Below are 21,734 nucleotides of genomic sequence, written 5' to 3' on the forward strand. Positions count from 1 at the left end.
AATCACGACCAAGGAGGAAGCAATGAAGCGCGTTGTCAGGACTGCGAAGGTGATCGTTGCGGCGCTCGGGCTTGCGGCCGTCGCCGCCCCGGCTCTGGCCCAGCAGGGCCTGGACGAGCCGTTCCAGAAGCCATTCCGGGAGTCGCTCGCCGGCAAGACGGTGGCCTATGTGCCGGTGGCCATGAACTTCGACCTTACCGAAGGCTGGTACGCCGGCATGAAGAAGGAGCTCGAACCCTACGGCGTGAAGTTCGAGATCCGCGATCCCAACTGGAACACCAATGCCGGTGCGCAGGCGGTGACCTCGCTGATCTCGGAGAAGCCGGCCGTGATGGTGATCCATAATCCGGACGTGCAGACCTACGCCAAGCTGCTGCAGCGCGCCGAGAACGAAGGCATCTACGTGATCCAGATCAACATGGGGTCGGCCTATCGCTCTTCGGCCTTTGTCGGCGCCAACTGGATCGAGATCGGCGAGCGCGACACCGAAGCCGTGGTCAAGGCCTGCCAGGGCAAGTCGAACAAGATTGCCATCGTGCAGGGCGCGCTGTCGGCGGCCGCCAGCGCCTACACGCTGAAGGGCGTCGAGAACGTGCTCGCCAAGCATCCGGAGATCAAGGTGGTCTCGAGCCAGGCGGCCGACTGGGATGCCGCGAAGGCCAAGGCGATCACCCAGACGGTGCTGAAGCAGAATCCCGATCTGTGCGGCATCGTCGGCTTCTGGGACGGCATGGACATCGGCACCGCGGCCGCGGTGAAGGAAGCCGGCCTCACCGGCAAGGTGTTCGTCGCGACCTCCGGCGGCGGCGAGCGCAAGGGCGCCTGCGAGCTCGTGAAGTCCGGCGCCTTCGACCTCAACATGAGCTACGACGTGCCGACCCAGGCCGCGCAGATGGCCGGCACGATCAAATGGCTGCTGTCGTCCGGCGCCAAGGCCGGCTCGATCAAGGGCTCGGAATACACCACCCTGATTCCGATCACCAAGGAGAACGCGGACAGCCAGACCGCGTGCTGGAATCTCAGTGACCTGAAGAAATAGTCCGGCCATTCCCGCTCGACGTCCCGGACCATCTCGCCCGGGACGTCGCTCTCCCGACATCCAACACCCTGCTGGAATGCCGATGCGCGACACCTTGACGAGCCTGCGTTACCGCTACTGGCCGGATCACCTCCTCGGCGAGATCCTGTCCAAGCGTTGGACCGAGACCGCAATTCCGGTGATCCTGCTTTTGATCGTCGGCTTCGCGCTCAGCCGCTCCATCGACCACTTCCTGTCGCCGGCGAGCCTTGCCGACACCGCTCGCCAAGCCGGCGAGATCGGCTTCATCGGGCTCGGCATGGCGCTTGTCGTCATCGTCGGCGGCATCGATCTATCGGTCGGATCGATCTTCGCGCTGACGGATTTCTGCGCGCTCTATCTGCTCGACGTGCTGAACTGGCCGGTGCCTGCGGTTGTCGTGGCCACCCTCGCCTGCGGCGCGCTGCTCGGCGCCGTCAACGGCGTCCTGATCGGCTATCTTCGGCTGCGCGCCTTCATCACCACGCTGATCACGTTGATCATCTACCGCTCCGCGTTCGATCTCCTGATCCAGCGCTACTCCAATGCGATCGCCGCGGCCTTTCCCGACATCCCGTCCTGGAATTTCATCGGCGGCGGTGACGTGTTCGGCATTCCGAGCGTCGCGCTGGTCTATATCGCGATCGCGATCTTCGGCCATATCTTCATGACCCGGCTGCGCCCGGGCTGGCACATCACCGCGATCGGCGGCTCACGCCGCTCGGCCTATAATTCCGGCATTCCGGTTCGCCGCACCATCGCGCTCTGCTATGTCGCGAGCGGCGTGCTGACCAGCATCGCCGCGCTGTTCTTTGCCGCCCGGCTCGGCACCGTCGGCGGCGACATCGGGGTTGGCCTCGAGGTGATCGTGCTGACCGCGACCGTGCTCGGCGGCATCACGCTCGGCGGCGGCAAGGGCTCGGTCGCCAAGTCGCTGGTCGGCGTGCTGATCGTACTTTTGATCACCAACGGCCTGACCACGCTGAACGCGCGCGGCGGCATCAACCGCATGGCGCTCGCCGGCATCCTGCTGGTCGCCGCCATGGTCGACATCCGCTGGCAGAAGAACCGCACCCGCATCATCAGCAAGGTCTATGTCGCGCCGACCTATCACGCCTTGCCGCCGCCACCGGCCACCGAGATCGGCCAGGGCGGCCCGTTCGAGCAGAACGACAAGCTGCGCGACGTCGAACTGATCGGCCTCGGCCGCATCGAGGCACCCGAGGACGTCATCCTCGATCGCAACAACAATCTCTACGCCGGCTCGCGCCACGGCGACATCATGCGTTTCCTCGCGCCCGACTATCAGCGGATGGAGGTGTTCGCCCATATCGGCGGGCAGCCGCTCGGCATGGCCTTCGACCGGCAGGACAATCTCTATGTCTGCATCGGCGGCATGGGCCTCTACCGGATCACGCCCGACGGCACCGTGGAGAAGGCGACCGACGAGACCAACCGCAGCATGCATTCGGTGAACGACGACAGCCGCCTGCGGCTCGCCGACGATCTCGACATCACCGATGACGGCCTGATCTTCTTCTCCGAAGCCACCGTGCGTTACGAGATGGACGAATGGCCGATCGACGGCCTGGAGGCCCGCGGCAACGGCCGCATCATCTGCTACGACACCAAGACCGGCGCCACCCATACCGCGCTGCGCGGCCTGAAATTCCCCAACGGCATCTGCGTCGCCAGCGACGGGGTGTCGATCCTGTTCGCCGAAACCTTCGGCTGCTCGATCAAGCGGCTGTGGTTCGCCGGGCCGAAGAAGGGCCAGGTCGAGGTGGTGATGGACAATCTGCCGGGCTACCCTGATAACATCAACCTCGCGTCCGACGGCAATTACTGGCTGGCGCTGGTCGGCATGCGCAGCCCCTCGCTCGACCTCGCCTGGAAGATGCCGGGCTTCCGCCGCCGCATGGCCAAGCGCGTCCCGGTCGACGAATGGCTGTTCCCGAACATCAACACCGGCTGCGTCGTCAAATTCAACGAGCAGGGCAAGATCCTCGAATCATTCTGGGACCTGCGCGGCGAGAACCATCCGATGATCACCTCGATGCGCGAGCATCGCGGCTATCTCTATCTCGGCGGCATCATGAACAACCGGATCGGCCGCTACAAGCTCGAAAACGCCGACCCGGACTTCGTGCAATATGACAAGCGCTGGGGGAAGCTGTCGTGATCGCGGCCGTCAGGGAATTCGCCAACCACTTTCTCGGCCGTGGCGAGGCCACCATCACCGTGCCGTCGTTCGACGGCGCGCTCAAGCCGAATCAAAAACTCGAGGCCGCGACGACCTTGCTGGAATGCGAGGCGCCCGAAGACCTCGCAACCGACGGCCGCAACCTCTATGTTGCCGACGGCCGACGCCTGCTGCGGCTCGACGGCAGCACCGCTACCGAGCTGCGCAGCTTCGAGCAGCCGGTCTCGGCGCTCTGCGCACTCGCCAACGGCGGCATCGCCGTCGCGCTCGGCGGCCGCGAGGTGCGCCTCTATACCAATCCGTCGTCGGGCGAGCCGGGCGTGACCTTCACCGATGCCGCCTTCAATGCGATCAACGCGCTGACGCAGGCCAGCGACGGCACCTTGATTGCGACCGACGGCTCAGCGACCTGCGGGATCGACGATTGGGCGCGCGACCTGATGGAGCTGAACCGGAGCGGCCGCGTATTCCGGCTCGATCCCAAGACCAGATCGGTGAAGCCGCTGGCCGCAAAACTCGGCTACGCCTTCGGCGCCTGCGCGCGCGGCGATGGCGTGCTGGTCAGCGAGAGCTGGCGGCATCGCCTCGTCCTCGTCGCCGACGGGAAAGCACCGCAGATCGTGCTCGGTCACCTGCCGGTCTATCCGTCACGGCTGTCGAAGGCCACGGGTGGCGGCTATTGGCTCACGGCGTTCACCGCGCGCACCCAGCTGATCGAGTTCGTGCTGCGCGAACCGGCCTACCGGCGCCGCATGATGGCCGAGATCGATCCGGCCTATTGGGTGGCGCCGCGGCTGCGCTCGGGCTTCTCGTTCAAGGAGCCGATGCAGGGCGCGCACATCAAGACGATGGGCGTCATCAAGCCATGGGCGCCGCCGCGCTCCTACGGCCTCGTCATCCGGCTCGGCGAAGACGGCAAGCCGCTTTATTCGCTGCACAGCCGGGTCGACGGCGTCAATCACGGCATCGTCGCGGCGCTCGAACTCGGCGGCGACCTCGTGCTGATCGCCAAGGGGCCGGGCCGCGTGCTGAAGCTGCCCCTCGCCGGGCTCGCCGAGGAGATCGGCTCATGACCGACACCGTGCTGTCCCTGCGCAAGGCCACCAAGCTCTACGCCGGCGTGCCCGCCATCGAGGGCGTCGACTTCGATCTGCGCCGCGGCGAGATCCACGCACTGGTCGGCGAGAACGGCGCCGGCAAGTCGACGCTGACCAAGGTGATGGCCGGCGTCGTGACGTTGACCTCGGGCAACATGACGGTCGATGGCTCGGACGTCGCGCCGCGCACGCCGCTCGAGGCGCGCAATCTCGGCATCGCCATGGTGTTCCAGGAGAACAGCCTGGTGCCGACCATGACGGTGGCGCAAAACCTGTTTCTCGGGCAGGAGAAATTCTACAACCGGCTGCGCGGCATCTACATCGCCGCCCAGCAATTCCTGCAATCGCTCAATTTCGACGTGACGCCGACCGCGACCGTCAGCGGGCTCGGCGCGGCCAAGAAGCAGATGGTGGAGATCGCGCGCGCGGTCCTGCACAAGGCCAAGGTCATCATCTTCGACGAGCCGACCGCGTCGCTGACGCCGGAAGAGAAAAAATACTTCTTCGACCTGGTCCGCGACCTCAAGAAGCGCGGCGTCTCGATCGTCTTCATCTCACACGCGCTGGAAGAGGCCCTGCTGCTCGCGGACCGCATCACCGTGCTGCGCGACGGCAAGCATGTCATCACCGACGACGCGGCGAAATTCGACCGCGCGGCGATCGTGCAGGCGATGGTCGGCCGCGATCTCTCCAACACGCTGTATGGCGCGCGCAAGACCAGCGTCCGGCCGGCCGGCGCGCGTGTGCTCACGGTGCAGAACCTCAAGATGGCACCGATGGTGAAGAACAATTCGCTGTCGGTGTTTGCCGGGCAGATCACCGGCGTGTTCGGCCTGGTCGGCGCGGGCCGCACCGAAACCTTCAAGATCGTCTCCGGCGTCCTGAAGCGCGACTTCTTCCACGGCGGCGAGATCCTGCTGCACGACAAGCCGGTGCGCTACCGGGTCCCGGCGCCGGCGGTCAAGGCCGGCATCGCCTATGTGACCGAGGACCGCAAGGTCGAGGGCTTCTTCGAGACCGCCTCGATCGCCCGCAACATCTATCTCGGCCTGCTCTCGAAGTTTCCCGGCGGCCGGATGATGCTGTCGCGGCGCGAGACCAACACGGTCGGCAAGACCTGGACCCAGCGGCTCAAGGTCCGCGCCATCGGCGACGAGGCCAAGGTGGTCGAACTTTCGGGCGGCAACCAGCAGAAGGTGGTGATCGCCAAATCCCTGGTGCAGGAGCCCGAGCTGATCATCTTCGACGAGCCGACCCGCGGCGTCGACGTCGGCGCCATCGTCGAGATCCACGAGTTGATCAACCAGCTCGCCGACGAGGGCAAGGCTGTCGTGGTGATCTCATCCTATCTGCCCGAGATCATGGCGCTGTCCGACCGCATCCTGGTCTCGCGCCAGGGCAAGGTGGTGGAGGAATTCTCCGCGCTCGAAGCCACCGAAGAGAAGATCATGTACGCGGCGATCCATTGACGCCGGAACGGGCATCCGTCACGGCTGCTCGCCACGCGATCGCTGCCGAGCAGCATCCGCCGCGATCCCGATCGTCTACTGCTTCGGACCGACGGTCCCCGTCGTCTTCAATCTTGCCGACCTTACCCAACCCGAGACGTCGTTGCCGCCCCGCGGATTGAGGTACATCACCGACGACCAGCCATCATCGGTTTGCGCATAGGCAACGAGCTCGTCGTTCGGAATCACGAACACCCCGCTGATCGGGCAGTGAAGATTCGGCGCCGAATAGAATTGCAGTCGTCCGTTGCCCGTCACCACGTTGGCGAGCGGCGGTGAGAATATCGGGACGCCATTGGTGCCCTCCCGCGGCTCCTTGCAGTTCGACGGCGTCTGCGCGTGCACGGTCGCGCCCAAAGCTCCCAGGATCAGAGCACTACCAACGATGCAGGTGAGAACAAATCTGTCCGACATCATTCCACTCTCCCGGACCACATTGGAGACGATCGCGCAGTATTTGTCGCCGGATGCGGCGAGCAGGTTCTACGGATGCGATCGAGATCGAATGCCAAAGCGCCTCGCGTTCACCCGGCTTCCCCATTGGAAGAGCCGATCAATCTGAACAAGCCACCGATGACCGGCGCTTGCGCTACTGCCGGCGGCCAGGCCAGGGGACGCCGCCAATGGCATCGCCGCAAGGGCGCCGGGATTGCCCGCTGGAACGATGCCGAAGAATGGCGCGGCATTGATTTCCTATGCCATTGAGATATCGGCATGATTTGCTGACGGCCATTCGGATCCCTTCAGCCGGTCGGGAACTGTTCGGCCATGGCAACACGCGCGATCGGGCCGGGCGGCGTGCTGATCGGTTGAATTCGCGACGCCGGAGTCTTATGCGTGGGCGCCATAGCACCCTTGCCAACGCCGAAATGTCCCTGACGTCGTGGCCGCGCCACCGGGCGCGCGCCGACAAGCCGGCGCCGTTCCTGCCGATGAACCGTGCGGAGATGACGGCGCTCGGCTGGGACCAATGCGACATCGTGCTGGTGACCGGCGATGCCTATGTCGACCATCCGAGCTTCGGCATGGCGATCATCGGCCGGTTGCTGGAGGCCCAGGGCTTCAGGGTCGGCATCATCGCGCAGCCCGACTGGCAATCGGCCGAGCCGTTCAAGGCGCTGGGAAAGCCGCGCGTGTTCTTCGGTGTCACCGGCGGCAACATGGATTCGATGGTCAACCGCTACACGGCAGACCGGCGGCTGCGCCACGATGACGCCTACACGCCGGACGGCGAGGGTGGCCGCCGGCCGGACCGCTGCACCATCGTCTATGCCCAGCGCTGCCGCGAAGCATTCAAGGACGTGCCGATCGTGCTCGGCGGCATCGAAGCGTCGCTGCGCCGCATCGCGCATTACGACTATTGGTCCGACAAGGTGCGACGCTCGGTGCTGGCGGACGCCAAGGCGGACATCCTGCTCTACGGCAATGCCGAGCGTGCCGTCGTCGAGGTGGCGCACCGGCTTGCCGCGGGCGAGGCGCCACGCGATCTCGCCTCCATCAGAGGGACTGCGCTGTTTCGTCGGGTGCCCGAGGATTGCAGCGAACTGCATGCCGATGATCTCGACACCGCCGACGAGGGCGCGGCGCGCCATCCCGGCGACGTCGTGATCCGGCTACCGGCGTGCGAGCAGGTCGAACAGGACCGCGAGGCCTATGCGCGTGCCTCGCGCGTGCTGCACCGTGAGAGCAATCCCGGCAATGCGCGGCCGCTCGTGCAGCGTCACGGCGATCGCGACCTTTGGCTGAATCCGCCGCCTATTCCACTGACGACGGCCGAGATGGACGCCGTCTACGATCTGCCCTACGCCCGCGCGCCGCATCCCTCCTACAAGGACGCCAAGATCCCGGCCTGGGAGATGATCCGCTTCTCGGTGACGATCATGCGCGGCTGCTTCGGCGGCTGCACCTTCTGCTCGATCACGGAGCATGAGGGTCGCATCATCCAGAACCGCTCGGAGGGCTCGATCCTGCGCGAGATCGAGCGCATCAGAGACAAGACGCCGGGCTTCACCGGCGTGATCTCCGACATCGGCGGACCGACCGCCAACATGTACCGGATGGCGTGCAAGGATCCGAAGATCGAGGCGGCCTGCCGGCGGCCGTCCTGCGTTTTCCCCGAGATCTGCCCGAACCTCAACACCTCGCATGACGACCTGATCCGGCTCTATCGCAAGGTGCGCGAGGTGAAAGGCGTCAAGCGAGTGATGGTCGCCTCCGGCGTGCGCTACGACCTTGCGGTGGAGAGCCCTGAATACATCAAGGAACTCGTCACCCATCACGTCGGCGGGTACCTGAAGATCGCGCCCGAGCACACCGAGCGCGGCCCGCTCGACAAGATGATGAAGCCGGGCATCGGCGCCTACAACCGCTTCAAGAAGATGTTCGATGCTGCCGCCGAGCAGGCCGGCAAGAAATACTATCTGATCCCCTATTTCATCGCCGCGCATCCGGGCACGACCGACGAGGACATGATGAACCTCGCGCTCTGGCTGAAGAAGAACCGCTACCGCGCCGATCAGGTGCAGACGTTCCTGCCCTCGCCGATGGCGACCGCCACGGCGATGTACCACACCGGCGTCAATCCGCTGCGCGGCGTGCGCCGCGGGGCGAGCGACAAGGTCGAGGCGATCAAGGGGCTCCGGCAGCGCCGGCTGCACAAGGCGTTCCTGCGCTACCACGACCCGGACAACTGGCCGCTGCTGCGCGAGGCGCTGAAACAGATGGGCCGCGCCGATCTGATCGGCTCGCGTCCCGATCAGTTGGTGCCCGCACACCAACCGCCCGGCACCGGCAAGGCTGCCGGAACGCGACGACCGATCCGCCCGGACGGCCGGACGCAGCGCTTCACCACCAAGGGCCTGCGGATGGGCAAGTGAGCAGGCGGCGTGGAGCTAAGACGCGATGAGATGAGGTTGAATCGTCATCGCGCTTCGGTCCTTTGTTTGGGCATGACCTCCGCGCAAACGCGTTCCGCGCGTATGTCGCGAGAGGCGCAAGGCGTTCAACGGGCGAGTGGATTTTTCCGACAAGCGCCGCGACTTGTGCGGAAACGAGAAGGCCGGCGATGGTGTCGCGGCCCTCTCGAATGGGCCGGCTATGCCGGTCAGTGCAGCGAGCGGTCCGTGCGGACCGACGCCCGTGCAGTGGTCATCTTGTTTCGCGGCGTCAGAACGTTGAGCTGGTGCGGCGTCGCCGACGTTGCGGCTGTCGGCGTCTGCTCGTGGGCATTGGCGGCGCCGAGCACGCCAGCCTGCACCGGAGAGATCGGCAGGCCCGCGGCTTCATAAGTCGGAAGCTCCGCAGCTGACGCGACCGTTGCACTCGCGATCGCGAGGGTGGCGGCAGCAATGATGGAGAGGGAAATCTTGGTCACGTGAAGGCTCCTCGATGGGATTCGAGAAGCAGACGTAGCCTCGATTTATTGCAACGCAATATCATATTGATGCGTTGCACAAAAAATTGAGGCCGGGCGCGAAAACGCACGGCATTGCGCTCGCGTCGCGAGGCGTTCGTGCCTTAAAAGTCCAATGAAAACAAAGATGAATGGCACGCCGCTGCGAACAAAACGATGTTCCCCAACCTTCCACTGAGCGGGTTCTATTTCGCAATTTGAGCGGGGTGGCCGCGCTCATTCCGCAACGGCGGCCGCAGGTTGCAGGCCGTGCGTCTCGTCGGTGCTGATGGTCGGCGCCGATCCCTCCAGCGGCCGCCCGGCCGTCTCACGCATGAGCAGCACGGCAAGCAGCCCAACCAGCGCGGCCAGCATCGCGTAGTAGGCGGGCACGTAATCGTCGCCTGTGGTGCGCACCAGCCACTCGGCCACCAGCGGCGCCGTTCCGCCGAACAGTGAGGCGGACAAGTTGTACGCGATCGACAGCCCGCCGTAGCGGATAGCCGTTGGGAACATGGCCGGTAGCGTCGATGGTGTCGTACCGATGAAGAGCGTCTGGCACAGCCCGAGGATCAGGAGCCCTGCCAGGGTCGTTACGATGTAGCCCCTTTGCAGCAGCCACAGTGACGGCAACGACAACGCCAAATAGCCGACGCAGGCGGCCAGCAGGACTGGACGTCGGCCGATCCGGTCGCCAAGCCGCCCCACGAACGGGATCGCCACCAGCATCGCGAGCATAGTCAGCAGGCTGAGCAATAGGCTGTGCTTGGTGTCGTAGCCGAGCGTCCCCGACAGGTAGTTCGGCATGTAGGTCAGCACCAGGTAATTGGTGACGTTGAGCGCCGCCACCACGGCCATGCAGAGCAGAAAGACCCGGCTGTGCTCAATGACGATGTCGTGCAATCGGCCCCCGCCGGACCGCGCATGTGCCCGTTCGTCCATTGTGGCGAAGGCTGGCGTCTCCGAGAGGCTGAGCCGCAGATAGAGCCCAATGAGCCCGAATGGACCGGCAAGCAGGAATGGTACCCTCCAGCCCCACGACTCCATCGCCGCGTCGCCGAGCGCCGCCGTCAGGCCGGTGACGAGCGCCGCTCCCGCGATAAATCCGGTGATGGTGCCGACCTCCAGGAACGATGCGAGGAAGCCGCGCCGCCGATCGGGCGCGAACTCGGTGACGAACGTGCAGGCACCGCTGTACTCGCCGCCGCTGGAGAAGCCCTGCACCAGACGGGCGACATAGAGCAGAACAGGCGACCAGATGCCGATCGATGCGTAGCTCGGGATCAAGCCGATCGAGAAGGTGGCCACTGCCATCAAGATGATCGTTATGGCGAGTATGCCCCGGCGACCGATCCGGTCACCGAGCATTCCGAAGAAGAACCCACCGATCGGGCGAACCAGAAAGGCGACTGCGAATGCGGCCAGGCTGTAGATCAATCCGTCGCTGCTGCTGGAGAAGAAGACCTTGCCAAGGACGACAGCAAGGTAGCTGTAGATGCCGAAATCGAACCACTCCATCGCGTTTCCCATCGCGGTGGCACCAACGGCGCGCTTGACCTCCTGCTCGTCGACCACCATCGGCTGGCGGTCGTCCGCAGCACGTCGACCAGCGGTCAGAAATGTCCGGAGCATTGGTCGTATCCTTTACCGACCGAGCAAACAGTCACCTCGTGACTGCGATTCGAAAGTCGGAGAGCCGACCGGTCCGAGTTCCGAGTCGATAACGCACGAAAGTCGGGCAGGTTCGCTGGAGGATCCGGCGCATGTTCCGAAAGAAATAGACGAATTTTCAGAAGGTTGGATGGCGGCCAAAGTGACAAACACGTTGTCGCTCGCGTGCTCCGGCCGACCAGCGCCTTTGGCGTCGCAAAACCGAACTGCTACCGGCGCTTAGCGCCGCCTCAGGCGTTGAACGGGCGGCTGCCGGCGTTCGCGGTTCCATACCGAAGTGGCGCGCCCGGAACGATTCGAACGTCCGACCCTCAGATTCGTAGTCTGATGCTCTATCCAGCTGAGCTACGGGCGCATTTTCGCGGGTCAGGCTAGAAGCCCGGATGGCTCCGGGAGCCCCGGAGCGTCGCGAAAGAGCGCTCTAGCTACAGGCTCCCGGTCCGGTTGGCAAGGTCTGGAAGCACCAAATTCGGCGACGTCTGGCTGCCCCGGAATTCCGGGCATGCCCTACGCCCTCGCCCGCTCGCTGCGGACCGACAGCAGTTCCACCGGGCGATCCGGGATCGAAATCCGGAAGGTGGCGCCGATGGTGCCCTCGACCAGATGGATATGGCCGCCATGGGCGCGGATCAGCTCGGCGGCGATCGCGAGGCCAAGCCCGCTCCCGCCGGGGCGACCAGAGGTCTGGAACGCCTCGAACAGATGCTCGCGCGCCTTGGCCGGTACGCCGGGGCCGGTGTCGGAGACCTCGATGATCGCAACCGTCCCCTCACGGCGGCCGGTGATGCGGATCTGCTGGGCACCGCCGTCGCTGTCCTGCCGGGTTTCCAGCGCCTGCGTCGCGTTGCGCACCAGATTGAGCAGCACGCGGAACAGCTGGTCCGGGTCGGCATCGACGGTGAGGCCGCGCTCGATCGCGCTGATCCAGGTGATCGAGACATCGGTTGCAAGCCCGGCCGATTCCCGCACCTCGGCAACCGCAGGCTCCACCATGATCACGCGGCGGTCGGGCGCCGCCTCCTGCGCGCGGCCGTAGGATAGTGTCGACTGGCAGAAGGCGATGGCGCGCTCGAGCGAACGCAGCAGTTTCGGCGCGAAGCGCTGCACCCGCGGGTCGGGCACGCTGGCGAGCTGGTCGGACAGCAATTGCGAGGACGCCAGCAGGTTGCGCAAATCGTGGTTGATCTTGGAGACGGCAAGCCCGAGCGCTGCGAGCCTACTCTTCTGATGCAGCATCGAGACGAGGTCGCGCTGCATGTCCGACAGCTCGCGCTCGGCCACGCCGATCTCGTCGCCACGCTGGCTGGGCACGATGATTCGCGCCGAGCTTTCCGGATTCTCGTGGAATCCGACCAGGCTCGCGGTCAGCCGCCGCATCGGGCGGACGAACAGGTAATGCAGCGCGAGGTAGACCAGGCCCGCGGTCAGGCCGGCAATCAGCAGCGCGACGACCAGCACGTTGCGCGAGAAACGGTACATCGCCTGCCGCAGCGGCTTCTCGTCGATCACGACCTCGATGAACTGCGCCTGGCCCGGCGCGGGCCCGACCACGCGGATGGTCTGGTCACCATGCTCCAGCATGATTTCGAAGGCGTCGACGATCGCCGACCACACCGTCATGCTCCGCATGTCGACGTCATGGTCGATCGAGGCCGGCAAATCGGCGCTGGCGAGCAGGCGGCGCTGCTGTCCGAGCTTGATGGCGACGGCACGGGCGCCGATGCTGGTCAGGATCTGCCGCGCCAGCGAATCCGGCACCAGGCCGGAGGGGGCCGCGTCCAGCACCAGTGCCGCGGTATTGGCGGCGGCGAGGCGATCATTGAGCCGGTTCATCCGGAAGTTGGCGATCGCAGGCACATAGATCAGGAGCCCGGCGATCATCACCAGGGGAATAGTCAGCAGCAAAAGCTTGCCCGACAGCCCGAGCCGAAGGGACGGCTTGGGCCGCTGCTTCTGCGCGGTCGCCCGATCGTCAGTTAGAGCCACAAGATAAGGCCTTGTTTGGCTTAGGGGTCGGAAGATGCGGCCCGGCCCCCAAGCCGGTCAAATTACGGATCGCTAATGTCGGCGGTTCCCCGGACGCCCCAAAGCGCTCCCTCGCCGTCAAAAACCCCGCGAAAACAGTTATATTCGCCCCAAATACGACGTTTCAAAGAAGCCTTTTTGCGACGCCGTGCGACATTGACGAAAACAGGGCGCTCCCTTATAAGCCGCGCCAACTGTCCGCGATGGCCCGGTCTTGACCGGGGGCGGCTCTTTGGGGCCGTAAACGGCTCGTCTGGGCCCGCCAGCATCTCCGGACTTCCATCTCAATACAACGGCAAATTGCCCGGTCAGCGGAGAATTACCCGTGAAGCGGACTTATCAACCCAGCAAACTGGTGCGCAAGCGCCGTCACGGCTTCCGCGCCCGTCTCGCCACGGCCGGCGGCCGCAAGGTCCTCGCCGCGCGTCGTGCGCGTGGCCGCAAGCGCCTGAGCGCCTGAGCCCGGACGTCTCCTCTCCGGAGATACCCATTATGGATCGGCTGAGGCAGCGGGCGGATTTCCTCGCCGTTGCCAATAGCGCACGGGCGAATACCTCAGCTTTTGTGCTGCAGGGCCGCCGGCGTGACGATCAGGGCCCGATCCGCGTCGGCTATACCGTCACCAAGAAGAATGGCACCGCGACCGAGCGCAACCGCATCCGCCGCCGGCTTCGCGAAGTGATGAGACGGGTCGATGCCGTATTCATGCGGCCGCACCATGATTATGTGCTAGTCGGCCGTCGTGACGCGCTGACCCGCGACTTTGCGACCATGATTGACGACCTGCGGTCGGCGCTGCGCCGCCTCGACCGGCCTGCGCCCAAGACGTCTAACGACAAGACGGGTAACGACAAGGCGGGTAACAAAAGCGCGCCCAATCCGAATGGAATGACGAGACCCTAAGAGATGTCCGACAACCGCAATACGATCCTTGCCGTCATTCTGTCCGGCCTCGTCCTGATCGTCTGGCAATATTTCTACAATGTGCCGCAGATGGAGAAGCAGCGCGAGGCCCAGCGCCAGGCCGAGTTGCTGAAGCCTGCGCCGCAGGCGACGCCGGGTGCTGCGCCCGGCGCTGCTCCAGGCGCCGCTCCCGGAACGGCAACTCCCTCCCCGGCACCGGGCGCGCCGGCGGCTGAGGCTTCGGTGGCGAGCCGCGAAACGGTGCTCGAGGCCGGCCCGCGTATCAAGATCGAGACCCCGCGCGTTATCGGCAGCATCGCGCTGAAGGGCGCCCGGATCGACGATCTGGCGCTGGTCCAGTTCCGCGAGACGGTCGATCCCAAATCACCCGCCGTCGTGCTGCTGTCGCCGTCGGGCACGGCCGATCCCTATTATGCGGAGTTCCTGTGGCTGACCGCCAACGGCTCGTCGGTGAAGACCCCGAATGCCGAAACCGTCTGGCAGCAGGAAGGGTCGAACAGCCTGACGCCGAGCACCCCGGTGGTTCTGAAATATGAGAACGGCCAGGGCCTGACCTTCCGCCGCACCATCTCGATCGACGATCGCTACCTCTTCAGTGTCAAGGACGAGGTCAACAATCAAGGCAGCGCGCCGGTGACGCTGTATCCGTTCGGACTGATCTCGCGCGGCGGCAAGCCGCCGGTCTCCGGCTACGCGATCCTGCACGAGGGCCCGATCGGCTATCTCGGCGAACACGGCCTGCAGGAACTGACCTACAAGAACCTCGACGAGGCCAAGACCCCGACCGGCGGCAATTCGCGCGGCGTCGTGTTCACGAAGGTCACCGACGCCTGGCTCGGCATCACCGACAAATACTGGGCCACCGCGCTGCTGCCGGAAACCACTGCAACGCTGGACACCGCCCGCTTCACCACCGGCGACAAGCGCTACCAGGCCGACTACATGCTCGGCGCGCAGACCATTCCGATCGGCGGCACCGGCGTCGCCAATGCCCGGCTGTTCGCCGGCGCGAAAGAGGCCGCGACGGTCGGCCTCAACTTCCCGCTGGTCGGCTTCGGCGGCTACAACAAGCAGCTCGGCCTCAACCATTTCGATCTTCTGATCGACTGGGGCCACTTCTACTTCATCACCAAGCCGATGTTCCTGGCGCTCGACTGGTTCTATCGCCTGGTCGGCAATTTCGGCATCGCGATCCTGCTGGTGACCGTGATCGTGAAGCTCCTGTTCTTCCCGCTCGCCAACAAGTCCTACGCCTCGATGGCGAAGATGAAGTCGGTGCAGCCGCAGCTGCAGGCGCTGAAGGAGCGATATCCCGACGACCGCGTGAAGCAGCAGCAGGAGATGATGGAGATCTACAAGAAGGAGAAGATCAACCCGATCGCCGGTTGTCTTCCCGTCGCCTTGCAGATCCCGGTGTTCTTCTCGCTCTACAAGGTGCTGTTCATCACCATCGAGATGCGGCATGCGCCGTTCTTCGGCTGGATCAAGGACCTCTCGGCGCCCGATCCGACCAACCTGTTCACGCTGTTCGGGCTGATCCCGTTCGATCCGATCGCGCTGCTCGGCCCGCATTTCGGCGCCTATTTGGTGATGGGCATCTGGCCGATCATCATGGGCATCACGATGTGGGTGCAGATGAAGCTCAACCCGGCGCCGCCGGATCCGACCCAGAAGATCATCTTCGACTGGATGCCGCTGATCTTCACCTTCATGCTGGCCGGCTTCCCGGCGGGTCTCGTGATCTACTGGGCCTGGAACAACACGCTGTCGGTGCTGCAGCAGAGCTTCATCATGCGCAAGAATGGCGTGAAGGTGGAGTTGTTCGACAATCTGAAGTCGACGTTCGCCAAGAAGCCGACGTAGGTAGCGCCGTCATTGCGAGCGAAGCGAAGCAATCCATGCCTCAACACGAGGAGAGATGGATTGCTTCGTCGCTACGCTCCTCGCAATGACGGAACGAGAACGAGCCGCCGCGCATGACCACCGAACCCGATGCGGAGCTGATCGAGCAGGGACGAAAGCTGTTCGCCGGCGACTGGCGCTTCATCTGGGCCTCGCCGTCGATCGAGACGCTGCCGCCGATGGCGGGCCTCGAGGTCGCCTTTGCCGGCCGGTCCAATGTCGGCAAGTCGAGCCTGATCAACGCGCTGACGGGCCGCAGCAACCTGGCGCGCACCTCGCACACGCCGGGCCGCACCCAGGAGCTGATCTTCTTCGAGGGGCCGGAGAAGGCGGGCTTCCGCCTGGTCGACATGCCGGGCTACGGCTACGCCTCGGCGCCGAAGACCAAGGTCGCGTCATGGACGGCGCTGATCCACAAATTCCTGCTCGGGCGCGCCACGCTGGCGCGGGTCTATGTGCTGATCGACGCGCGCCACGGCATCAAGGACGTCGATCTCGACGTGCTGAAGACGCTGGACAAGTCCGCGGTCAGCTACCAGGTCGTGCTGACCAAGGCCGACCAGGTCAAGGCCGGCGAACTCAAGACCGTCATCGCCGACACCATCACGACGCTCGCAAAGCATCCCGCCGCCTTCCCCGAAGTGCTGGTGACCTCGTCGCGCACAGGCGACGGCATGCCGGAGCTGCGCGCCGCCATGGTGCGCCTGATCGAGGAGCGGCGCTTATGAATGGCGCACCCCGCCTCCTGATCGGCCTTGCCGCGATCATGGGCGCCTGCGGCGTGATCCTGGCGGCCGGCGCGGCCCATTTGCCCGACGCCACGCGGCTGGCGGCGGCGTCCTCGATGCTGCTGTTCCATGCACCCGCCGCGATCGCGACGATAGCGGTCGCCGACCGCGCGATCATCCATGCAAGACTTGGAATCGTGGCCGCGGCAGGCTTCGTCATTGCGGCGTCATTGTTCGCCGGCGACCTCGTGCTGCGCCAATATGCCGGCCATGGCTTGTTTCCGATGGCCGCGCCTACCGGCGGAACGCTGCTGATCCTGAGCTGGCTGGCGCTGGCGGTCGCGGCCATGTGGCCGAAGCGATGACCCCGTAGCCCGGATGGAGCGCAAGCGAAATCCGGGAATCGTGCCGCGGGTGCATGCCCCGGATTGCGCTTCGCTTCATCCGGGCTACAGATACAACGAATACCTCTCCCGCTTTGCGCCCTGCCCGGCAATCAGATAGAACCGCGCCCACCCCTCCGCTGACGACGAGACCCGCCCCATGACCGACCAGCACATCAGCCCGCTCGATCAGGCCCGTATCCTGTCCGAGGCGCTGCCGCACATGCAGGAATACGACGAAGAGACCATCGTCATTAAATACGGCGGCCATGCCATGGGCGCCGAGGATACCGCCAAGGCGTTCGCGCGCGACATCGTGCTGCTCGAGCAGACCGCGATCAATCCGGTGGTGGTGCATGGCGGCGGACCGCAGATCGCGACCATGCTGAAGCGCCTCAACATCCAGTCGGAATTCGCTGCCGGCCTGCGCATCACCGACGCCGCCACCATCGAGATCGTCGAAATGGTGCTGGCGGGCTCGGTCAACAAGCAGATCGTCGGCTACATCAACGAGGCCGGCGGCAAGGCCGTGGGGCTCTCCGGCAAGGACGGCAACATGGTGAAGGCGTCGAAGACGACGCGCACCATGGTCGATCCCGATTCCCATATCGAGAAGGCCGTCGATCTCGGCTTCGTCGGCGACCCCGAAAAGGTCGACCTCACTTTGCTCAACCAGCTGATCGGCTACGAGCTGATTCCGGTGCTGGCACCGCTGGCGACCTCGAAAGACGGCCAGACACTCAACATCAACGCCGACACCTTCGCCGGTGCGATCGCGGGCGCGCTGAAGGCCAAGCGCCTGCTGCTGCTGACCGACGTGCCCGGCGTGCTCGACAAGTCCAAGAAGCTGATTCCGGACCTGTCGATCAAGGAGGCCCGCAAGCTGATCGCCGACGGCACGATTTCCGGCGGCATGATCCCGAAGGTCGAGACCTGCATCTACGCGCTCGAACAGGGCGTGCAGGGCGTCGTGATCATCGACGGCAAGACGCAGCACGCGGTGCTGCTGGAGCTCTTCACCAACCAGGGCACCGGCACGCTGATCCATAAGTAATGGCAGACGCGGCAGCGCGAATGGAGGCCGTCATCGCGGGACGCACGGCGAGGATACCTCGCCGGTCGCCGGGCGGCGCGGCTCGCGATGTCGCTGCCGGCCGCGCTGGTGTCGTTCCTGTTCTCGTCGGCGCCGGCGCATGCCGACCTCAAGCTCTGCAACCGCATGAGCTATGTGATCGAGGCCGCGATCGGCATCGACGACAAGGCAGCAACCGCGACGCGCGGCTGGTTCCGCATCGATCCGGCAACCTGCCGGGTCGTGGTGCAGGGCGCGCTCACCGCCGACCGCGTGCTGCTCAATGCGCGGGCGCTCGGCGTCTACGGGGCCTCGCCGATCCCGCAAAACGGCACCGACACGCTGTGCGTCGCGCAGGACAATTTCGTGATCGCCGCCGCGCGGCAATGCCGCTCCGGCCAGACACCGACGCAGTTCACCCAGATCACACCGACCCAGACCGATGACGGCAACCTCGTCGCCTATCTGGCCGAGGACAGCGAGTATGACGACGAGCAGGCGCGGCTCGCCGGCATCCAGCGCCTCTTGGTGATCGCGGGTTACGACGCGGCGCCGATCGACGGCGTCGACGGGCCGAAGACCCAGAGCGCGCTGTCGGCATTCCTCAAGAGCCGTGGCCTCGCGAGCGACATCGTGCAGTCGCCGACCTTCTTCACCACCATGGTCGATGCCGTGCAGAAGCCGTCGCCGTCGGGGCTGACCTGGTGCAACGATACGCCGCACAAGGTGATGGCCGCGGTCGCGACCGATGACGGCAAGGCGGTGACCAGCCGCGGCTGGTACCGGATCGACCCCGGCAAGTGCCTGCATCCCGACGTCACGGGCACGCCGAAGCAGATCTATTCGTTTGCCGAGGCGGTCGACAACGACAACCGCACCATCCGCATCAAGGACAAGCCGCTGAACTGGGGCGGCGCGGTGCTGCTCTGCACCCGCGACAGCAAGTTCGAGGTCAACGAGCAGGGCGACTGCGCCACCCGCGGCCTCACCGCGCTCGGCTTCACCACCGTCGACATGACCAGCGGCGGCAAGACGCTGCGCTTTGCGATGCCGTGATGGAGACGCTGGCGCCACATACATCACTGTCGTCCTGGCGAAAGCCAGGACCCATAACCACAAGACTGCGTTTGGCGAAGAACGACGAGCATCGTGCCTTATTGATGGATTCCGCGGTATGGGTCCTGGCTTTCGCCAGGACGACGGCGGAGAGCTCGGCGACGTTCGCACTGACCGGTGGAGAGCGACAATGAAAACTCCCCGCGGCTTCAGCCATGTCGAGACCTGGGTGTTCGACCTCGACAACACGCTGTACCCGCATCACGTCAACCTGTGGCAGCAGGTCGATGCCCGGATCGGCGAGTTCGTCGGCAACTGGCTGAAGATCTCGCCCGAGGAGGCGCGGCGGCTGCAGAAGGACTATTACCTGCGCTACGGCACCACGATGCGCGGCATGATGACCGAGCACGGCGTGCAGGCGGACGACTATCTCGCCTATGTGCACAAGATCGATCACTCGCCGCTGCAGCCGAATCCGGCGATGGGCGCGGCGATCGCAAAACTGCCGGGGCGCAAGCTGATCCTGACCAACGGCTCGGTCGACCATGTCGATGCGGTGCTGAGCCAGCTCGGCATCGGCCACCATTTCGACGGCGTGTTCGACATCATCGCCGCCGATCTCGAGCCGAAGCCGGCGCCGCAGACCTACCAGAAGTTCCTCAGGCTGCACGACGTCGATCCGGCGAACGCTGCGATGTTCGAGGACCTCGCGCGCAACCTGGTGGTGCCGCATGAGCTCGGCATGACCACTGTGCTGGTCGTGCCCGACGGCAGCCAGGAGGTGGTGCGCGAGACCTGGGAGCTCGAAGGCCGCGACGCCGCTCATGTCGACCACGTCACTGACGATCTCACGGGCTTCTTGCAGCGGCTGAACGGAAGGCCCTGATCTCTCCATACGTCGTCCCGGCGAAGGAGAGAGACCGCCCGCCAAAACGACGGAGGAGTCAGCCTTGACTCCGCCGCCTCAAATTCCGAAAAAGCCCTGCAAAATTCCCGTCATAATCCCCGATACGTCCAAGGATCGTCCCGATGTCGCTGTCCGCCCTCGAAACCACCGTCAACACCGCGTTCGACGCCCGCGAAGGCATCTCGACCTCGACCAAGGGCGAGGTCCGCGAGGCGGTCGACCACGCGCTGGAGCTGCTCGACAAGGGCGAGGCCCGCGTCGCCGAGCGCGAGGCCAGCGGCAAGTGGAAGGTCAATCAGTGGCTGAAGAAGGCCGTGCTGCTCTCGTTCCGCCTCAACGACATGGGCCAGATCGCGGGCGGCCCGGGCAAGGCATCGTGGTGGGACAAGGTGCCCTCGAAGTTCGAGGGCTGGGGCGAGAACCGCTTCCGCGACGCCGGCTTCCGCGCCGTGCCCGGGGCGATCGTGCGCCGCTCGGCCTTCATCGCCCGCAACGTCGTGCTGATGCCCTCCTTCGTCAATCTCGGCGCCTATGTCGATGAAGCCACCATGATCGACACCTGGTCGACGGTCGGCTCCTGTGCGCAGATCGGCAAGCGCGTGCACATCTCCGGCGGCGTCGGCATCGGCGGCGTGCTCGAGCCGCTGCAGGCCGAGCCCGTGATCGTCGAGGACGACTGCTTCATCGGCGCGCGCTCGGAGGTCGCCGAGGGCGTGATCGTGCGCAAGGGCGCGGTGCTGTCGATGGGCGTCTTCCTCGGCGCCTCGACCAAGATCGTCGACCGCGAGACCGGCGAGATCTTCGTCGGCGAGGTCCCGGAATATGCCGTCGTGGTGCCCGGCACCCTGCCGGCCAAGCCGTTGAAGAACGGCCAGCCCGGCCCCGCCACCGCCTGCGCCGTGATCGTCAAGCGCGTCGACGAGCGCACCCGCGCCAAGACCAGCATCAACGAGCTGCTGCGGGACTGAGAAGCGCGGCGGCACTTCCTCACCCGGCACCGTCACCCTGAGGCGGCCGCTTCTTCAGCGGCCCTCGAAGGGTCGACGGCCCGACTGCGGCCGTTCATCCTTCGAGGCTCGCTACGCTCGCGCCTCAGGATGACGGGTCCAGAGAATCGAACCAAGCACCTCCTCAAAGCGACAAATCTTCGGGCCGCGAAACATTGCCGCGGCCCGGAGTTCATTTTCATGGACTGGGCCAATTACCTGTTCGGGTTCAAGGGCCGCGTCAACCGGGCCAAATTCTGGCTCGGCGCGCTGATCATCGTCTGCTGGATGATGTTCCTGGCCCTGCTGGCGGTCTCGGCCGGCCTTGGCGGCAAGGGCGGATCGTTTGGCTTCAACGTCGACGACATCTTCCGTGCCTTCGACCCCGACAGCTACAGATCGCTGAGCTGGGCCGGATTACCGAACCTGCTGGTCAAGGCGAGCGGAACGGTGCTGTTCGTCTGGGTCTATGTCGCGGTCTCGATCAAGCGCCTGCACGACCGCGACAAGAGCGGCTGGTGGATGGTCCCGTACTTCGCGATCCCCGGTTTGATGAGCCAGTTCTCGGACCGGCTTCCCGATAATTCCTATTGGGTGATGGCCGCGGGCACGGTCGTCTTCGTGCTCTATGTCTGGGGCTTCATCGAGCTCGCCTTTCTGCGCGGCACGTCATACCCCAATCGCTACGGTCCCAATCCGCTGGGAAAAACCCATGTGAGCCGAGGCGGCCGCGACAGCGGGTCGCGCTCCACGCAGGGCTGGGATCAGCAGAGCGAGCTCGATATCGTGCCGCACAAAGCTGGCCCACCCGCGCGGTGACGTGT

The 21,734-nt window shown here is 65.2% G+C and carries 20 protein-coding genes and 1 tRNA gene; 16 read left to right on the forward strand and 5 right to left on the reverse strand.

Going from position 1 to position 21,734, the window contains the following annotated elements:
• Positions 1–22 precede the first annotated feature (22 nt).
• The 4 genes from ACVILL_RS09805 to ACVILL_RS09820 all read left to right on the forward strand — a co-directional run bounded on the left by ACVILL_RS09805 (position 23) and on the right by ACVILL_RS09820 (position 5,826).
• Positions 23–1,039, forward strand: coding sequence for a sugar ABC transporter substrate-binding protein (locus ACVILL_RS09805; RefSeq protein WP_456728871.1), 1,017 nt, complete (start codon positions 23–25; stop codon positions 1,037–1,039).
• 76 nt (positions 1,040–1,115) lie between these two features.
• Complete coding sequence (locus ACVILL_RS09810; protein WP_456728872.1) at positions 1,116–3,239, forward strand: ABC transporter permease; 2,124 nt, start codon at positions 1,116–1,118, stop codon at positions 3,237–3,239.
• Positions 3,236–4,333 carry a hypothetical protein gene (locus ACVILL_RS09815; protein WP_456728873.1) on the forward strand — a complete coding sequence of 366 codons (1,098 nt, stop codon included), beginning with the start codon at positions 3,236–3,238 and terminating at the stop codon, positions 4,331–4,333. Before ACVILL_RS09810 ends, ACVILL_RS09815 begins: the two co-directional genes overlap by 4 nt.
• A complete protein-coding gene (locus ACVILL_RS09820; RefSeq protein WP_456728874.1) occupies positions 4,330–5,826 on the forward strand; it encodes a sugar ABC transporter ATP-binding protein in 1,497 nt (498 codons plus the stop codon). The genes ACVILL_RS09815 and ACVILL_RS09820 overlap by 4 nt, the downstream gene beginning before the upstream one ends.
• Positions 5,827–5,901: 75 nt before the next feature.
• On the opposite strand, the gene ACVILL_RS09825 is transcribed toward ACVILL_RS09820, so the two are convergent.
• A complete protein-coding gene (locus ACVILL_RS09825) occupies positions 5,902–6,282 on the reverse strand; it encodes a hypothetical protein (protein WP_456728875.1) in 381 nt (126 codons plus the stop codon).
• Between the two features lie 123 nt (positions 6,283–6,405).
• Here ACVILL_RS09825 and ACVILL_RS09830 point away from each other — a divergent pair, with 123 nt between their 5' ends.
• Both ACVILL_RS09830 and ACVILL_RS09835 read left to right on the forward strand, forming a co-directional pair.
• A complete protein-coding gene (locus tag ACVILL_RS09830; protein WP_456728876.1) occupies positions 6,406–6,570 on the forward strand; it encodes a hypothetical protein in 165 nt (54 codons plus the stop codon).
• Between the two features lie 164 nt (positions 6,571–6,734).
• Positions 6,735–8,741, forward strand: a complete 2,007-nt coding sequence (locus tag ACVILL_RS09835; RefSeq protein WP_456728877.1) for a YgiQ family radical SAM protein — start codon at positions 6,735–6,737, stop codon at positions 8,739–8,741.
• A 227-nt stretch (positions 8,742–8,968) separates the two neighbouring features.
• On the opposite strand, the gene ACVILL_RS09840 is transcribed toward ACVILL_RS09835, so the two are convergent.
• The 4 genes from ACVILL_RS09840 to ACVILL_RS09855 form a co-directional block, all read right to left on the reverse strand.
• Positions 8,969–9,238: a hypothetical protein gene (locus ACVILL_RS09840; protein ID WP_456728878.1), complete on the reverse strand. Its 270-nt coding sequence runs from the start codon at positions 9,236–9,238 to the stop codon at positions 8,969–8,971.
• Between the two features lie 255 nt (positions 9,239–9,493).
• Complete coding sequence (locus tag ACVILL_RS09845) at positions 9,494–10,888, reverse strand: MFS transporter (protein ID WP_456728879.1); 1,395 nt, start codon at positions 10,886–10,888, stop codon at positions 9,494–9,496.
• A gap of 317 nt (positions 10,889–11,205) precedes the next feature.
• Positions 11,206–11,282, reverse strand: a tRNA-Arg gene (locus ACVILL_RS09850).
• Between the two features lie 152 nt (positions 11,283–11,434).
• Positions 11,435–12,913, reverse strand: a complete 1,479-nt coding sequence (locus ACVILL_RS09855) for a sensor histidine kinase (protein WP_456728880.1) — start codon at positions 12,911–12,913, stop codon at positions 11,435–11,437.
• Between the two features lie 364 nt (positions 12,914–13,277).
• On the opposite strand from ACVILL_RS09855, the gene rpmH reads away from it, so the two are divergent.
• The 10 genes from rpmH (at position 13,278) to ACVILL_RS09905 (ending at position 21,729) form a co-directional block, all read left to right on the forward strand.
• Positions 13,278–13,412 carry a 50S ribosomal protein L34 gene (gene rpmH, locus ACVILL_RS09860; RefSeq protein WP_008542748.1) on the forward strand — a complete coding sequence of 45 codons (135 nt, stop codon included), beginning with the start codon at positions 13,278–13,280 and terminating at the stop codon, positions 13,410–13,412.
• A 32-nt stretch (positions 13,413–13,444) separates the two neighbouring features.
• The gene (gene rnpA, locus ACVILL_RS09865) at positions 13,445–13,855 is read left to right on the forward strand and encodes a ribonuclease P protein component (RefSeq protein ID WP_456728881.1); all 411 of its coding nucleotides are present in this window, start codon (positions 13,445–13,447) and stop codon (positions 13,853–13,855) included.
• Between the two features lie 3 nt (positions 13,856–13,858).
• On the forward strand, positions 13,859–15,739 hold the full coding sequence (yidC, locus tag ACVILL_RS09870; protein ID WP_456728882.1) for a membrane protein insertase YidC: 1,881 nt from the start codon (positions 13,859–13,861) through the stop codon (positions 15,737–15,739).
• 113 nt (positions 15,740–15,852) lie between these two features.
• Positions 15,853–16,506, forward strand: a complete 654-nt coding sequence (yihA, locus tag ACVILL_RS09875) for a ribosome biogenesis GTP-binding protein YihA/YsxC (RefSeq protein ID WP_456728883.1) — start codon at positions 15,853–15,855, stop codon at positions 16,504–16,506.
• Positions 16,503–16,871: a DUF423 domain-containing protein gene (locus tag ACVILL_RS09880; protein WP_456728884.1), complete on the forward strand. Its 369-nt coding sequence runs from the start codon at positions 16,503–16,505 to the stop codon at positions 16,869–16,871. Before yihA ends, ACVILL_RS09880 begins: the two co-directional genes overlap by 4 nt.
• Positions 16,872–17,049: 178 nt before the next feature.
• Complete coding sequence (gene argB / locus ACVILL_RS09885) at positions 17,050–17,943, forward strand: acetylglutamate kinase (RefSeq protein WP_456728885.1); 894 nt, start codon at positions 17,050–17,052, stop codon at positions 17,941–17,943.
• An 87-nt stretch (positions 17,944–18,030) separates the two neighbouring features.
• The gene (locus ACVILL_RS09890) at positions 18,031–19,017 is read left to right on the forward strand and encodes a DUF1036 domain-containing protein (RefSeq protein ID WP_456728886.1); all 987 of its coding nucleotides are present in this window, start codon (positions 18,031–18,033) and stop codon (positions 19,015–19,017) included.
• Between the two features lie 190 nt (positions 19,018–19,207).
• Positions 19,208–19,903, forward strand: a complete 696-nt coding sequence (locus tag ACVILL_RS09895; RefSeq protein ID WP_456728887.1) for a pyrimidine 5'-nucleotidase — start codon at positions 19,208–19,210, stop codon at positions 19,901–19,903.
• A gap of 143 nt (positions 19,904–20,046) precedes the next feature.
• Positions 20,047–20,892, forward strand: coding sequence for a 2,3,4,5-tetrahydropyridine-2,6-dicarboxylate N-succinyltransferase (dapD, locus tag ACVILL_RS09900; RefSeq protein ID WP_021079579.1), 846 nt, complete (start codon positions 20,047–20,049; stop codon positions 20,890–20,892).
• A gap of 219 nt (positions 20,893–21,111) precedes the next feature.
• Positions 21,112–21,729, forward strand: a complete 618-nt coding sequence (locus tag ACVILL_RS09905) for a DUF805 domain-containing protein (RefSeq protein WP_456728888.1) — start codon at positions 21,112–21,114, stop codon at positions 21,727–21,729.
• The last annotated feature ends 5 nt before the right edge of the window (positions 21,730–21,734 follow it).

This window comes from Bradyrhizobium sp. USDA 3364 (assembly GCF_054056355.1).